This is a genomic window from Micromonospora sp. NPDC049044 (genome assembly GCF_040649215.1).
In the GTDB taxonomy this organism is placed as follows: Bacteria; Actinomycetota; Actinomycetes; order Mycobacteriales; family Micromonosporaceae; genus Micromonospora.
Map to the genome: position 1 here is coordinate 86,472 of NZ_JBEZFA010000010.1, position 13,106 is coordinate 99,577.

Sequence of the window (13,106 nt, forward strand, 5' to 3'; positions counted from 1 at the left end):
CCGCAGCTCCGGGTGCGGCGGGGCGGTCCCGAAGGAGACAATGGGAGCGCTTCCAAAGCGAGCGCGTTTCGGTTACCGTAATCGCAGTCCTCGATCGCAGGAGCCGTTGCGTCGGGTGGTGGAAGCCAGGGCAAGCTCCACCTCGTCCCCGTCGTCGTGCTCGTCCCCCGGGCCACGACGTCACCACCGGATCAGCCCCGTCCCCCGTGGCTGCATCCCGCGAGGAAACCGCAGATGCCCGACCACCTCCCGGGCATGGTCCGGTCCGTGCTGGTCACCGCCGCCGCCTCGGGGCGGGACGCGCTTTGCCCCGGCTTCCGCCCCGGCCACGGCGGATGGCCACCCTCGCCTGCGCCGGTCGCGAGCGGGCGGCGCGGGCGACCATCACCCGAACACCGGTCCGCCGGGCTGCCTGAGGGGTCCGGCACCCGGCGGGCCGGCCCACCGCCCGGCGCCGATCAGCAGCGCCACCGGACCTCGACGCAACTCCATAATGTGATGCGGCGCAGGTCTGCGGCCCCGACCCCCGCTACGGCGCGGGTCTGCGGCACGGCGACGGACCCCGCTCGACTGCTTGTGAGCGGGGCCCGCTGTGGTGGTTGTGGACGGGTCGGTCACACCGCCGGAGAGTTGGGCCGGTCCACGTCGACGAACTCCACGTCGTCGACGGCGCGGTCGTCCCGGCTGCCGGCGGCCCGCGCGGCGGAGCCGACGGCCCAGCCAACGGCGACGCCCACCAGCGCGGCGCCGATCAGCAGGGTCCAGGGCAGTGCCGGCTGCCGACCGGCGAGCGCGTCGAAGGCCAACGAGGCGCGACGTCGCGCCTCCTCGGCGGCGGAGCCCACCAGGTCACCCGCACCGTCGGCGAGGTCGCCGCTGTTGCGACGGGCCGAGCGGGCGGTGTCGCGCACGCTGTCTCCGGCCGAGTTCACGGCGGAGAGCAGCTGCTCCCAGGCATGGTCCGCAATCCGTTCCGGCCTGCTCCGGCGGTCCAGCACGTTGGTTCCGAACATCGTGGTTACCTCCTCGGGTGCCGAAGCCGCCGGCCACTTCGGACTTCGGCGTCTGTTCAGCGCGTCACGGTTCGCCTACCCCGCCAGTGCCCCGGGCCGCCCGGGCGCAAACCCGGTCGGCTGCGGGCCGCCGCCGCAACTCAGCGCAGCACCACCACGGCGACGCCGCGGGCGAAGTCGTCGTCATCGTCGTCATCGTCGTCTCCACCGCCGAAACCGCAGGCCAGTACGAGAGCGAGCAGAACGCCGACGCCGGCCAGGCCGGCAAGTCGTTTGAGCATCGAAGATCCTCTCCGTAGCTGGGGGTGTCCCAGCCCGATGCTAGGTTGCGTCGGCAACAGGGGCGCCGGGGTCGGACGGGTGTCCGTGGCCGACACGCCGGTGGCACGGGGTGAGCCGTCGGTCGGGGGCCGGTTGTCGGGCGCGTCGGGCCCGGGCCGCTACCCTGGTCCGCGGCGTGCCGGTCGCGACCGGTTCGTCGGAGGTCGAATAACAAAAAGTCTTGAGCAATCAGTTACTCAAAAGTACGGATATGGGTGCCTTTGTGGGTGCGGATCCGTGAATTGCTCATCCGAGGGGTGGCGACCGAGGCCGTCAGAGGAATACTCTCGGTCGCGGCCCGCGTACTGATGAGGCGCCCGGGGGACGGGCGGGTGGAGGTGCTCGCGTGAGCCTGTCGATCGTGAAGTCGGTTTTGTCCGGTGGAGTCGTGGAGATCGCCCCCCGGGGCGAGATCGACGTCGACACAGCGTACGAGGTGCGCGAGGCGATCGCGGAGGTGCTGGCCAAGAGCCGGCCGCTGCGCATCGAGCTGAACATGAGGCTGGTCACCTTCATCGACTCCGTCGGCATCAGCGCCATGGTTGCCGGCTTCCAGACGGCCGAGGTCAGCAACGTCAAGCTGGTGGTCACCGAGCCGAGCCGGTTCGTGCACCGGCAGCTCTGGGTGACCGGCCTGCTCGGCCTGTTCGGTGCCCCCGAGCCCTACTTCGCCGGCGCGGTCACCCCCGAGGTGCTGCCCGGCGCCTGAGCGCCAGCGGGCCGCCGGTCACTGCTGCTCGTCCAGCCCGGTCAGGTCGATGTCCGTCGCCTCGGTGACTGCTCGGATGGCCGTCACCGAGGCGTACCCGGCGGCCAGCAACGCCACGTCCGTGCCGGGCTGCGCCGCCTGCCCCGGCTCCTCGAGTGAGGTACGGACGAACCCGTGGCCGGATTCGGCCACCGTCATCTGCACCTGACCGAAGCTCGCCAGCGTGCCGCGTCGCACCCCGCGCAGCCGCCCGTGCGGCAGGTCCGGGGCGTTTACGTTGAGCACGCTCTCCAGCGGACCGGAGGTCAGGCGGGGGAGCAGGTCCAGGGCGACGCGCGCCGCGGTGCTCCAGTGCCGCTCGGCGTCGCGTACCCGGGCGGCGGCGTCCACCGCGGCACCGCCGCTGGCTGCCGTCGCCTCGCCCGCGGAGAGTACGTCGAGGGACACCGCCATCGCCCGGCACCCGTTCGTGGCGGCGGTGAAGGCGGCACCCACCGTTCCGGAGTGCAACACGGCCCGCCCCGCGTTGGCACCCCGGTTGATGCCGGAGAGCACCACCGAGGGCGGTGGACCGAACGCGCCGTGCAGCGCGATCAGGGTGATGAAGCCGGGGGAGCCACCCACCCCGTACGCCGGCACGCCCGTCAGGTCCGGCAGCGGGTGGTCGTTCACGACGACCCGCCCGTCGCGCTCCACAGCGCTCATCGCGGCGCTCGTGCCGCTCGCCTCCTCCAGCGGCGCGGCGACCACCACGTCCAGGCCCCGCTGCACCGCCGCCCAGGCCAGGGCCTGAATGCCGGGCGCGGCGATCCCGTCGTCGTTGGTGATCAGCACCCGCAGCATCATCACTCCACCACCCGGTCGGCCAACTCGTCAGGGGTGGTCCGCTCCTGGGGTCGGCTGTCCGCTGGCACCAGCCGGACCCGGTCGACCAGGCCGGTGATCGAGTCCAGTCGTCCGGTGCCGAGACCGTGCCGGGTCACGTTCAGCGCCCCGGCGGCGGCGCCGGTGCGGATGGCGGTCCGGATGTCCCCGCCGCGGGCCACGACGGCGGCCACCCCGGCGGTCATCGAGTCGCCCGCGCCGCGGGGGTCGGCGGCCTCCAGGCGGGGCATCTCGACCTCGAACAGTTCCCCGTCGATGAGCGCCAGCGCTGGCTGCTCGGCCCGGCTCACCACCACCGTCTCGGCGCCGGCGGCGTGGAGTTCGTACATGGTCCGGGTCAGCTCCAGGCTGTCGTCGCTGCGGGCGCGGCCGTCGCGGATCAGCTCCTCGTGACTCACCTTGAGGAAGAACACGCCGCTCTCCAGCACCGCGCCGAGGTGATCACCGGAGAGGTCGACGACCACCCGGCCGCCGTTGGCGGCGAGGTCGGCGGCGAAGCGCCGGTACAGGTCGGCCGGGACCAGCCACGGCTCGTTCGGCCCACTGAGGACGCTCACCGCGGCCTGTAGGCCCTCGCCGAGGGCCAGGTTGTACAGCTCGTCCAACTCGTGCCGGCTCAGCGGCTGCCCGGGTACGTCGGCGATCTCCTGGCGCGAGCCGCCCCGGCGGTCGTGCACGTACCCGCCGCTGCCGGAGTCACGGACCACCACCTTGAGGTCCACTCCCTCGCTCACCAGGAGCGGCTCCAGCACCTGCCCGATCTCGCCGCCGAGGGCGGCGCAGAGCACCACGTCGACACCGAGTGACATGACCATCCGGGCCTGCCAGACGCCCTGCCCGCCGGGGTGCAGGTGCAGCTCGGGGTGGTCGTTCGGCTGGTCCACGGTGACCGTGAGCTGCGGGGTGGGCGCGAAGACCATCACGTGCCCGCTCATCCGTCGTCGCCACTCATGCTGTCGCCCTTCAGTCGGTCGGGTGAATCCTCACTAACCGACCCTAATGGGACAACTGGGGACGCGGCCTCCCATCGACAGGTGTTGGCCCGACATCGGCGGCCGTCGGGCGTTGCCAGCCAGACATCGGTACGGGACGATCGTGCGACAACGACGGTGGGAGACGTGTGCTCAGCAGCGATACCTTCGGCTACACCGTCCAGGCCCGGTGCTCGCCGGACGAGGCGGCGGCGTTGCTCAGCGACCTGACCCGACAGGGCGAGCTGCATCCGCTGATCGTGCGGGTCCGGGAACTGCCGCCCCGACCCGGTGCCCGGGCCAGCTACACGATCAACGACAGGCTGGTGGCCGGCCCGCTCCGCTTCCGGACCACGTACCACGCGGACGTGCTGATCAGCGAGGCCGACGAGATCGTCACGGTGGCCCGCCAGTGGCCCGCCACCACGGTGCGCAACCACACCCGACTGCGCGCCGAGTCGGAAGGCCTGGTCCGGATCGATGTCGAGATCACCCTGACCGCGCCGACGCCACTGTTCCGGTACGCGTTCCGCCAGGCGCGCTCCGCGCACCTCGCCCTCGCCGCCCGGCTCGGCCCGGCCCTCGACCGCGCCGGCGACCCCCCACCCTCGTCCTGACCCCACCCCGCCTCGACCAGCCCACCCCCGCCCTCGCGGCCCAGCTCATGATCGTGCTCGATCGTGGATGTAGTGGCCTGTGGGCGGGAGGATGCCACCGGATCCAGGTTCTAGCGCGGTCGTGGCAGCGCGGTCGTGGCAGCGCGGTCGTCGCAGCATGGACATCGCGGCGCGGCCGGGGCAGCGCGATCGTCGCGCCATCGGCATCGCGGCGCGGGTCAGTGCGGCGTGGTCACCGGGGTGCTCTCACGGGCGGGGCGGGCGACGGGACGTCGGCCCCAGGGCTTGTAGGTGGACAGCACCGTCGCAATGATCATCAGGCTGGTCGAGACGGCGGGGGCGATCACCAGGTCGGCGCGGTCCCGGGTGGGAAGGGCGGCGCCCACCGCACCGGCGTGCCGCAGGTTCGGCGTGAGCAGGAACAGCACCAGTCCGACCATCACGGTGGTGAGCACGAGCTTGGCCAGCACCCAGCGATAGCGCCACAGGCCCCACGGGGTGAGGAGCGCGCTGGCGACCCCGACCAGCCAGACCAGGACGCTCAGCGGCGCGAACAGCACAGTGCCGACCAGCGCCATGGCCGGGTAGACCACCGCCGGGTCGGCGCCACGCTGCACGGCGATGCCGAGGGTGAGGAGCACGAGGTCGGCACCGAGCCAGCCGAGCGAGGTGACCAGATGCAGTGCGAGCAGGCCCTTGCGGGTGGTGGGTGGGATCCGAGGCATACCGCGATGCTGCCCGCCGACCCGGGCCGGGTCGTCCGACCGCCGACGTCATCCAGGGTACGCCCGGCGACGTAGCCGGCCCCGGCGACGGCATCGCCCGCCCGCATGGTCAACACGACATCACCGACTCCGGGGTATCCCGTTGACCGGACACCCCGGAGTCGGCGAACACGAGTGGATCACCCGCCGGACACCGGGGGTCAGTAGACCGACAGGTGTACGTGGTTGGTGTGGTCGGTGGACGGGGTGCCGCCCGCGCCGCTGTACGACTTCCACCCACTGCTGGGCAGCCAGATCTGCCGGTACCAGATCACGTACAGCACGGCGAGCTGGTCGGCGTTGCGGATGAAGTACGCGGCCAGGTTGTTGCCGTACGTCTTGTCGCCGCCGGTGGCGTTGCCGCCGAAGCCATCCTTCTGGGCCGCGAAGTCGCAGGCCCGGCCCTTGGGGTGTTCGCCGGAGCCGCTGGGGCGGTGGCAGGAGACGTACCTGGTGAAGCCGGCGGCCTTGGCCTGGTTGAGCGCGTGCAGGGTGCGCGGGGTGATGCAGCCGCTGGCGGGGGTGGGGTCGTTGACGCTGCACGATTCGGATGGCCAGGAGCCGTCGGAGTTGCGGGGTGCGGCCTTCGCGTTCGCCGTGGAGGTGCCCCGGTTGGAACCGCTGTCGGCGGTGGTCTGCGGCTTGGGGGCGTTGGCCACGGCCAGCGCCCGTTCGGCCTGGTCCTTGCGCTTGGCCATCACCGCTACCTGCTTGCGCTCTTCGACGATCTCGCCGTTCAGGGCGGCCCGGGTGCGATTGGCCTGGTCCTTGGTGGCGAGTAGATCGCGCAGCACCCGGTCCTCGTTGGCGGCCACCGCCTCCAGCGCGGCGGCCCGGTCCATGAAGCCCTCCGGGCTGTTGCTGTTGAGCAGCGCCGACACCGTGCCGAGCCGGCCGGTGCGGTACGCCACGTCGGCGATCTGGCCGACCTTGCCGTCGCGCTGGGCGAGCTCGACCTCGATGGTCTTCAGCTGGGTGGCGAGCTGCTGTTGCCGCTGCACGGAGGTGTCCAGCGCGCGTTTCGCGTCCAGGTAGCCCTTGCTGGCGGCCTCAAGTTGGGCGCGTAGCGAGGGGGTGCCGCCCTCCTCGTCGGAGTCGGGGGCGGCGGCGGCCCGCAGGCCGGTCGGGGGAGCGGCCGAGGCGGTGCCGGCCGGGAGCGCGACGCCGAGGGCGAACATCGCGACGATCAGGGCCGCCAGTCGGGCGGCGGGTGGTCGTGCTGGTGCCACTGCGCATGTCCTTCCGTCAGCCGCCGACCGGGTTAGCTGTCGGGTTCGGGACGGAAGATCCCTACCGCTGACGCGGATGCACCCCAGGAACGTGGTTCCCCGGTTCGCCCGGCTGGGCGATTAGGCGGCGACCGCCACCGGCGCCTGGAGGGCGCCGCCTGGTGGAGGCCGGGACCGAGCCTACCGGTGCCGGTGGGGCGGCTGCAGCCGTTGTGACGGACGGTGCGTGCGTCGTCACGAACGAATTGTCACCACTCGATCGAGCCGCACGCTCCGGTGGCGGCGCCGGGCTCGATCTGCAACGTCGCGTGTTCGATCCGGAAGTCGTCGTGCAGGGCGGTACGCGCCGCGGTGAGCACCGCGCCGACCTCCGCGTCGGGTGCCATGGTCAGGTGCGCGGACGCCACGTCCATGCCCGAGGTGAGCGTCCAGACGTGCAGGTCGTGCACCTCGACCACGCCGGGGACCGCGGCCAGTCGGTCATGCACGGCGGTCACCTGGAGGTGCTTCGGGGCGGCCTGGACCAGAATCCGGACGGCGGCGCGGGCCAGCCGCCAGGTGCGCGGCAGGATGAACGCGCCGATGGCGACCGCGACGAGTGGATCGGCCCACCACCAGTCGGTGCCGGCGATGAGCAGCGCCGCGCCGATCACGCCCAACGAGCCGAGCAGGTCGCCGAGCACCTCCAGGTAGGCGCCCTGGAGGTTGATGCTCTCCCGGGCGCCGGCGCGAAGCAGGGCGAAGGCGACGATGTTCGCGAGCAGGCCGAGGACGGCCACCGCGAGCATTGGTCCGGTGACGACCTCGTGCGGGTCCCCGAATCGGCGGATCGCCTCGATCAGCACGTAGACGGCGACGCCGGAGAGCAGGACGGCGTTGGCGAGCGCGGCGAGCACCTCGAGTCGGTAGAGCCCGAAGGTGCGCTGCGGGTCGCCGGTGGCCCGCCGGGTCGCGGTGATCGCGGCGAGTGCCATGCCGATGCCGAGCACGTCGGTGAACATGTGCCCGGCGTCGGAGAGCAGGGCGAGCGAGCCGGTGTGCAGGGCGGCCACCGCCTCGACCACCATCAGGGTGGCGAGCAGCCCGAACGCCGCCCAGAGTCGGCCCCTGTGCTGGTGTGCGGCATTGGCGACCGACCCATGGTGGTGGTCATGACCTGCGCCCACGAGATCCACCTTCCGCCGCCGGTCGGGGCCCGGTCAAATGTATGTTCACATCGCTATGTATGCAACTATGAGGTAGACCACCGGCCCAGCAGGCAGGTTTGCCCCGGATCAGTCGGTCGGATCGATTGTGGTGAGCCGCTGCGTGGCCCGGGAAAGCGCCACGTACAGGGTGCGTACCCCCGCGCCCGGATCGGCCCGGATCTCGCTCGGGGCGACGAGCACGACCCCGTCGTACTCCATGCCCTTGGCCTCCAGGCTGGTCACCACCTGCAGGCGCGGCGCGTCGAGCGCGTCGAGCCAACCGGCGACCTCGTCGCGGCGGGGGACCGGAGTGATCACCCCGACCGTGCCCTCCACCTCGGCCAGCAGCCCGGCGGCCGCCTTCACGACGGCGGTCTCCAACCCGGTCGCGGGCACCACCAGCTCGACCGGATCGACCCCGGTGGAGCGCACGGCGGTCGGTAGCGGCAGGTCAGGGTAGAGCCGGCGGATCTCCGCCGCCGCCACCGCGAAGATCTCCGCCGAGTTGCGGTAGTTGGTGGTGAGCGTGAAGTCGTGTCGCTTACGCCGGCCCAGGGCCTGGTCCCGAGCCCGGGTCAGCTCCTCCGGATCACCGGTCCACGCGGTCTGCGCGGGGTCACCCACCACCGTCCAGGAGGCCAGCCGGCCACGCCGCCCGACCATCCGCCACTGCATCGGTGAGACGTCCTGCGCCTCGTCCACCACCACGTGCGCGTACTCCCGGTAGTCCTCCGGGCGCTCCCGGGCCGCCGCTCGGGCCGCGCGCTGCCTGTCGCTCGCGGTGCTCAGCTCGCGTACGCCGCCAGCGAGTTGGAACGGGTCGCGGCGGGCCTTGGCCGGCTGCGCCGGCTTGCCGAGCAACGCGTCCAACTCGTCGAGCAGCGCGATGTCGGCGATGGTCAACCCGGCGGAGTCCAGACTCCGGTACGCCGCGCCGAGCAGCCGGATCTCGTCGGTGGAGAGAATCCCGGCAGCGTACCGGCGCAGCCGCTCCGGCCGGGCCAGCCAACCCAGCACGTGCCGCGGGTGCAGCCGGGGCCACCACGCCTTGAGAAACTCCCGGAACTCGGCCCGCTCGGCGATCTCCGCCTCGAAGGTCCGCTGCTCCGGCAGGCGAACGCCCACCTCGCGGGCCTGCGCCCAGAGCGCGCCGAACACGCCGTCGAAGCCGGCCCGGCGCACCTCGTTGCGGCGGGCGCCGCGGTGCAGCGCGCGGTCCCGGATCCGGTCCAGCTCGTCCCGGTTCAACCGCAGCAGCGTGCCCCGGTAGAGCAGTCGCAGCTCACCCGGGCCGCCCGGCACCGCGTCCCGGACCGCGCGTTCCAGCACCCGGCGCATCCGCAGCGAGCCCTTCACCGCTGCCACCTCGGGCGGGTCGGTACGGGTGGCGGTCATCCCCGGAAAGAGAGTGCCGAGCGAGTGCAGGGTGGCGGTGTCCTCGCCGAGCGACGGCAACACCGAGGCGATGTACTCGACGAACACCCCCGACGGGCCGACCACCAGGATCCCGCCACCGGCGTAGCGGCTGCGGTCGGAGTAGAGCAGGAACGCCGCCCGGTGCAGGGCGACGGCGGTCTTACCGGTGCCCGGACCGCCCGCGACGATCGTCACCCCGGAGCCGGGCGAACGGATCGCCTCGTCCTGCTCCCGTTGGATGGTCGCCACGATGTCCCGCATGCCCCGGCCGGTCGCCTTGGACAGGGTGGCCAGCAGCGCGCCGTCGCCGACGACTGTCATCCCCTCCGGGGCCGCGCTCGGGTCCAGCAGGTCATCCTCGATCCGGGTGACCCGCTCGGCCCGGGACTGGATCGTGCGGCGACGCACCACGTCCAGCGGCTGCGCCGGGGTGGCCTGGTAGAAGGCGGCGGCGGCGGGCGCCCGCCAGTCGACGACGAGCGTGCTGGCGTCCTCGTCGCGGATCCCGAGCCGCCCCACGTGCAGCACCTGCCGGTCGCGCAGGTCCAGCCGGCCGAAGACCAACCCCTCGTACTCGGCGTCCAGGACGTGCCGCCGTTGCGCCGCGTGGAAGACCATCGCGTCGCGCTCGACCAACGCGCCGAACGTGCCCACCCGGGCCATCCGGTAGCCGTCACGCTCGGCCCGGACCGCCGAGCGCCGCAGTTCGGCCAATCGGGCGTACACCCGGTCAAGGTGTCGTTGCTCGACGGCAATCTCCTGCTCAAGGCCGGTCTGGTCGGTCAACGCACGCTCCTTCGAAGGTCGCCGGCAGGGGGCGGGAACCGCGCAAGCCAACCGCAGAAGGGTACGGCCCCAGGCCGGGCCCGCGACGCGCGAGGTGCGCGAACGCGCTCAGACACCCGTTCCGGCGGCGGTCGTGCCGTGCCGGCGGGGCGTCGGTTCGGCGAGCACCCGGCGCAGGACGCCGGTCAGTGCCGCGGTCACCTCGTCCGGCCGCTCCATCATCAACATGTGCCCGGCGCCCGGGCAGACGGTCAGTTCGGTGGCCGGCAGGGCCGCCGCGATCGACTCGGCACACGGCGGCGGGGTCAGCCGGTCCCGGTCGCCGACCAGGGCGGCGGCCGGCAGGTGCGCCAACGCGGCGAGGGTGTCCAGTCGGTGCTGGGTGCCGATGGAGGCCCGGAACCCGCCGATCGACCGCAGCGAGGCCCGAGCCACCGCGGACGTCACCAGCCGGATGTCCGCCGGCTCGCAGCGGTCGCCGAAGAGCATCCACCGGATGCTCGGTTGCAGGGCGTTGAGCAGCGCCCGGGGCGCTCGCCACGAGCCGCAGCGGGCCAGCACTCCGGCACCTGTCGTCTCGGCCAGCCGGATCAGTCGGGCAATCCGGGGCGAGAGCCCGTAGACGGTGTGGGTGTGCCCCTCGGCGGTGGTCGACACGAAGACCAGACCGGCCGCCCGGGCGGCGAAGTGGGCGGGGTGGCGGTGGGCGTACTCCATGATCGTCATGCCGCCCATCGAGTGCCCGACCAGGACCACCGGCCCGACCGGCGCCACCGTGTCGAGCACCGCGGCCAGGTCGTCGCCGAGTTGGGCCAGGGTGGCCGTGGGCAACGCCATGCAACTGGACCGGCCGTGCCCCCGGGCGTCGTAGGTGACCACCCGCACCGACCCGCCGACCGATGCCCCGGTGAGCGCGTCGACCTGCCGGTGCCAGGCCCGCCCGTCCAACGTCCAGCCATGCAGCAGGACGGCGGTGACCTGGGCATCTGGTGGCCCGCTCGCCTCGACGTTCAGCCGTACGCCGTCGGCCAGGGCGACCTCGAACCGATCCGGCATCGCCACCTCCCCAGGGCCGCCCGGCACCACCAGCACCTCCGATACCCGGTGGTAACACCGGCTACCCACCAGGACAGCCCGCCAATCGCGCCGCGGTCAACATTCCCGACCCGACCCGTGGTGGCCGGTGGCGGGCCAAGCTGGACGGCATGGGGTCGTCGGGAGCGCCGATGGGCGACACGTCGGGGCAGCGGCGGCAGGCCGGGGGCACTCCTCGCGCCGCCCTGGCCGACCTGCTCGCCGGCAACCGGCGGTTCGTGAGCGGGCAGCCGATCCACGGGCACGACGTCACGGCCGCCGCGGCCGCCTCGGGCGACCAGCAGCCGTACGCCGTGGTGCTCGGCTGCATCGACTCGCGGGTGCCGCTGGAGGCGATCTTCGACCAGACCTTCGGCGCGATCTGCGTGATCCGTACCGGTGGGCACGTCCTCGACCGGGCGGTGCGCGGGTCGATCGAGTACGTGGTCGGCCAGCTGGGCGTACCGCTGGTGATGGTCCTCGGGCACGAGCGGTGCGGGGCCGTCGGCGCCACAGTGGACGCGGTGCGTGCCGGGGAACGGCCCGGTGGCTCACTGTCGTACCTGGTGGACGAGATCGCTCCGGCGGTGACCGGGGTGGGGATCGACGACCCGGCGGTGCTGCCGCTCGCGATCCGCCGGCACGTAAGGCGGACGGTGGGCACGCTGCGCGCGGACGACCTGCTGGCCGGGCCGGTCGCCGCCGGTCGGGTGGCAGTGGTCGGTGGGCTCTACGACCTGGCCACCGGCGAGGTCGCCCTACTCGACCCGGCCTGAGCCCGGCTCGGCCCGGCGTCCGAGGGCGTGGATCACGCGAACCACCGAGGGCGTGGACCGGCGAAACCGCCGAGGGCGGGCACAACGCGAAACCGCCCGCCGGGAACTGCCGGCGGGCGGTTGGCGATGATGCGGTGAAGCGGGGCTCAGCCCTCGAAGACGCCGGCCGCGACCAGGCGCTTCTCGGTGGCCTCCCAGCCGTCACCCGGGTGGGCGGCAGCCAGGTTGTTGATCTCGGCCCGGATCTTGGCGGCGTGGCCGGCCGCGGCCAGCACGCGGATCTCCTCGACGAAGGCGTCGGAGTCCGTGCGCAGGTGCGCGGTCTTGCCGTTGGTCAGGTTCCGCACGTAGGCGTGCTTGCCGCCGTTGAGCGGGATCAGGTACTTGAACTCGCCCAGCACGCTGAGGGCGCCACCCTGGCCAGCCTGGCCGGCCCGGACGGACGCGCGCGCGGTCTTAGAGGTGTTGCTCGCCACGGAGGTACTCCTTGCAAGACGTACGGGAGGACTGGACGTCCGGGGGCTGTGTGCGGGCCACACTGCGCTCGGCCCGCGAAGATGTAACGCGGCATAAGCCGCCGGTGGAACTGTACAGGACCACGACATCATGCTGGTCGTCGCGGTGTCCTGAGGGGTAACCGCAGCCACCCGTCCGGCTATTCCACCCGGCGTTTTTTCCGATTCCCTGGCGCACCACTGGCCACACAAGTCATCATGTGTTGCAGCAACCACCCGGGTGGACGAGGTCGTAGGGGAAGACGCACCTCGCTCTCCGGGAGGTCACCGTGCCAACGCGTGGCGTCGTATACGTCCACTCGACCCCGCTCGCCGTGTGCTCGCACGTCGAGTGGGCGATCGCGCGCGTCCTAGCCGCGCCGGTCAACCTGCAGTGGACGGCTCAGCCCGTCGACCCCGGCGCACGCCGGGCCGAGTGCGGGTGGACCGGTCGTCCGGGGACGGGCGCCGAGCTGGCTGCTGCCCTACGGCAGTGGCCCATGATCCGTTTCGAGGTCACCGAGGAGCCGAGTCCCGGTGTCGACGGCGAGCGGTTCATGTACGTGCCGGCCCGGGGGCTGTTCCGGGCCACCGTCGGCGTGGCGGGTGACATCCAGCTCGGCGAGGATCGGCTGCGCGCCCTGATGGTCGCCTCCCGGGCGCCCGAGGCGTTGGCGCACGCCCTGGACAAGGCGCTCGGCACCGCGTGGGACACCGACCTGGAGCCCTACCGGTATGCCGGCGACGGGGCCCCGGTGACCTTGCTCACCCGCGTCGGCTGACCTGGTCGCCGGTCCGCTGGCCGTACGCCGTCGGGCCGACCACGACCGGTAAGGTCAAGTTGCCCCGATAAGGGGGAAGCTG

The 13,106-nt window shown here is 72.6% G+C and carries 14 protein-coding genes and 1 riboswitch; of the genes, 4 read left to right on the forward strand and 10 right to left on the reverse strand.

The window, feature by feature from the left end; translation table 11 throughout:
• Positions 1-614: 614 nt before the first annotated feature.
• Positions 615-1,013: a hypothetical protein gene (locus AB0B85_RS10745; RefSeq protein WP_357405837.1), complete on the reverse strand. Its 399-nt coding sequence runs from the start codon at positions 1,011-1,013 to the stop codon at positions 615-617.
• 140 nt (positions 1,014-1,153) lie between these two features.
• Positions 1,154-1,294 (reverse strand): hypothetical protein, encoded by a 141-nt coding sequence (locus AB0B85_RS10750; protein ID WP_357405839.1) that lies wholly within the window; start codon positions 1,292-1,294, stop codon positions 1,154-1,156.
• A gap of 386 nt (positions 1,295-1,680) precedes the next feature.
• Between AB0B85_RS10750 and AB0B85_RS10755 the strand changes: the two genes are divergently transcribed.
• Positions 1,681-2,043 carry an STAS domain-containing protein gene (locus tag AB0B85_RS10755; RefSeq protein WP_357405841.1) on the forward strand — a complete coding sequence of 121 codons (363 nt, stop codon included), beginning with the start codon at positions 1,681-1,683 and terminating at the stop codon, positions 2,041-2,043.
• Positions 2,044-2,061: 18 nt separating this feature from the next.
• On the opposite strand, the gene AB0B85_RS10760 is transcribed toward AB0B85_RS10755, so the two are convergent.
• Both AB0B85_RS10760 and AB0B85_RS10765 read right to left on the reverse strand, forming a co-directional pair.
• Positions 2,062-2,889 (reverse strand): 5'/3'-nucleotidase SurE, encoded by an 828-nt coding sequence (locus AB0B85_RS10760; RefSeq protein WP_357405843.1) that lies wholly within the window; start codon positions 2,887-2,889, stop codon positions 2,062-2,064.
• On the reverse strand, positions 2,889-3,863 hold the full coding sequence (locus AB0B85_RS10765; protein ID WP_357405845.1) for a PfkB family carbohydrate kinase: 975 nt from the start codon (positions 3,861-3,863) through the stop codon (positions 2,889-2,891). The genes AB0B85_RS10760 and AB0B85_RS10765 overlap by 1 nt, the downstream gene beginning before the upstream one ends.
• A 185-nt stretch (positions 3,864-4,048) precedes the next feature.
• On the opposite strand from AB0B85_RS10765, the gene AB0B85_RS10770 reads away from it, so the two are divergent.
• The gene (locus AB0B85_RS10770; protein WP_357405847.1) at positions 4,049-4,516 is read left to right on the forward strand and encodes an SRPBCC family protein; all 468 of its coding nucleotides are present in this window, start codon (positions 4,049-4,051) and stop codon (positions 4,514-4,516) included.
• A 218-nt stretch (positions 4,517-4,734) separates the two neighbouring features.
• Here the strand turns inward: AB0B85_RS10770 and AB0B85_RS10775 are convergent, their stop codons facing one another.
• From AB0B85_RS10775 to AB0B85_RS10795, 5 genes are all read right to left on the reverse strand, one after another.
• Positions 4,735-5,241, reverse strand: a complete 507-nt coding sequence (locus AB0B85_RS10775; protein ID WP_357405849.1) for a hypothetical protein — start codon at positions 5,239-5,241, stop codon at positions 4,735-4,737.
• A gap of 200 nt (positions 5,242-5,441) precedes the next feature.
• A complete protein-coding gene (locus AB0B85_RS10780) occupies positions 5,442-6,458 on the reverse strand; it encodes a hypothetical protein (RefSeq protein WP_357406064.1) in 1,017 nt (338 codons plus the stop codon).
• A gap of 56 nt (positions 6,459-6,514) precedes the next feature.
• Positions 6,515-6,646, reverse strand: a riboswitch (cyclic di-AMP (ydaO/yuaA leader).
• A 111-nt stretch (positions 6,647-6,757) separates the two neighbouring features.
• Positions 6,758-7,675: a cation diffusion facilitator family transporter gene (locus AB0B85_RS10785; RefSeq protein ID WP_357405851.1), complete on the reverse strand. Its 918-nt coding sequence runs from the start codon at positions 7,673-7,675 to the stop codon at positions 6,758-6,760.
• Between the two features lie 108 nt (positions 7,676-7,783).
• A complete protein-coding gene (locus AB0B85_RS10790) occupies positions 7,784-9,898 on the reverse strand; it encodes an AAA family ATPase (protein ID WP_357405853.1) in 2,115 nt (704 codons plus the stop codon).
• Positions 9,899-10,006: 108 nt separating this feature from the next.
• Positions 10,007-10,954 carry an alpha/beta hydrolase gene (locus AB0B85_RS10795; RefSeq protein WP_357405855.1) on the reverse strand — a complete coding sequence of 316 codons (948 nt, stop codon included), beginning with the start codon at positions 10,952-10,954 and terminating at the stop codon, positions 10,007-10,009.
• A gap of 170 nt (positions 10,955-11,124) precedes the next feature.
• Between AB0B85_RS10795 and AB0B85_RS10800 the strand changes: the two genes are divergently transcribed.
• The gene (locus tag AB0B85_RS10800) at positions 11,125-11,748 is read left to right on the forward strand and encodes a carbonic anhydrase (protein ID WP_357405857.1); all 624 of its coding nucleotides are present in this window, start codon (positions 11,125-11,127) and stop codon (positions 11,746-11,748) included.
• A 146-nt stretch (positions 11,749-11,894) separates the two neighbouring features.
• Here the strand turns inward: AB0B85_RS10800 and AB0B85_RS10805 are convergent, their stop codons facing one another.
• A complete protein-coding gene (locus tag AB0B85_RS10805) occupies positions 11,895-12,224 on the reverse strand; it encodes a hypothetical protein (protein ID WP_088988216.1) in 330 nt (109 codons plus the stop codon).
• A 308-nt stretch (positions 12,225-12,532) separates the two neighbouring features.
• Between AB0B85_RS10805 and AB0B85_RS10810 the strand changes: the two genes are divergently transcribed.
• Positions 12,533-13,024 (forward strand): DUF3145 domain-containing protein, encoded by a 492-nt coding sequence (locus AB0B85_RS10810; RefSeq protein ID WP_357405859.1) that lies wholly within the window; start codon positions 12,533-12,535, stop codon positions 13,022-13,024.
• The last annotated feature ends 82 nt before the right edge of the window (positions 13,025-13,106 follow it).

Coding starts and splice junctions, on each gene's coding strand:
- AB0B85_RS10745 (WP_357405837.1), bottom strand. CDS start 1,013: ATGTTCGGAACCAACGTGCTGGACCGCCGGAGCAGGCCGGAACGGATT.
- AB0B85_RS10750 (WP_357405839.1), bottom strand. CDS start 1,294: ATGCTCAAACGACTTGCCGGCCTGGCCGGCGTCGGCGTTCTGCTCGCT.
- AB0B85_RS10760 (WP_357405843.1), bottom strand. CDS start 2,889: ATGATGCTGCGGGTGCTGATCACCAACGACGACGGGATCGCCGCGCCC.
- AB0B85_RS10765 (WP_357405845.1), bottom strand. CDS start 3,863: ATGAGCGGGCACGTGATGGTCTTCGCGCCCACCCCGCAGCTCACGGTC.
- AB0B85_RS10775 (WP_357405849.1), bottom strand. CDS start 5,241: ATGCCTCGGATCCCACCCACCACCCGCAAGGGCCTGCTCGCACTGCAT.
- AB0B85_RS10780 (WP_357406064.1), bottom strand. CDS start 6,458: ATGTTCGCCCTCGGCGTCGCGCTCCCGGCCGGCACCGCCTCGGCCGCT.
- AB0B85_RS10795 (WP_357405855.1), bottom strand. CDS start 10,954: ATGCCGGATCGGTTCGAGGTCGCCCTGGCCGACGGCGTACGGCTGAAC.
- AB0B85_RS10800 (WP_357405857.1), top strand. CDS start 11,125: ATGGGCGACACGTCGGGGCAGCGGCGGCAGGCCGGGGGCACTCCTCGC.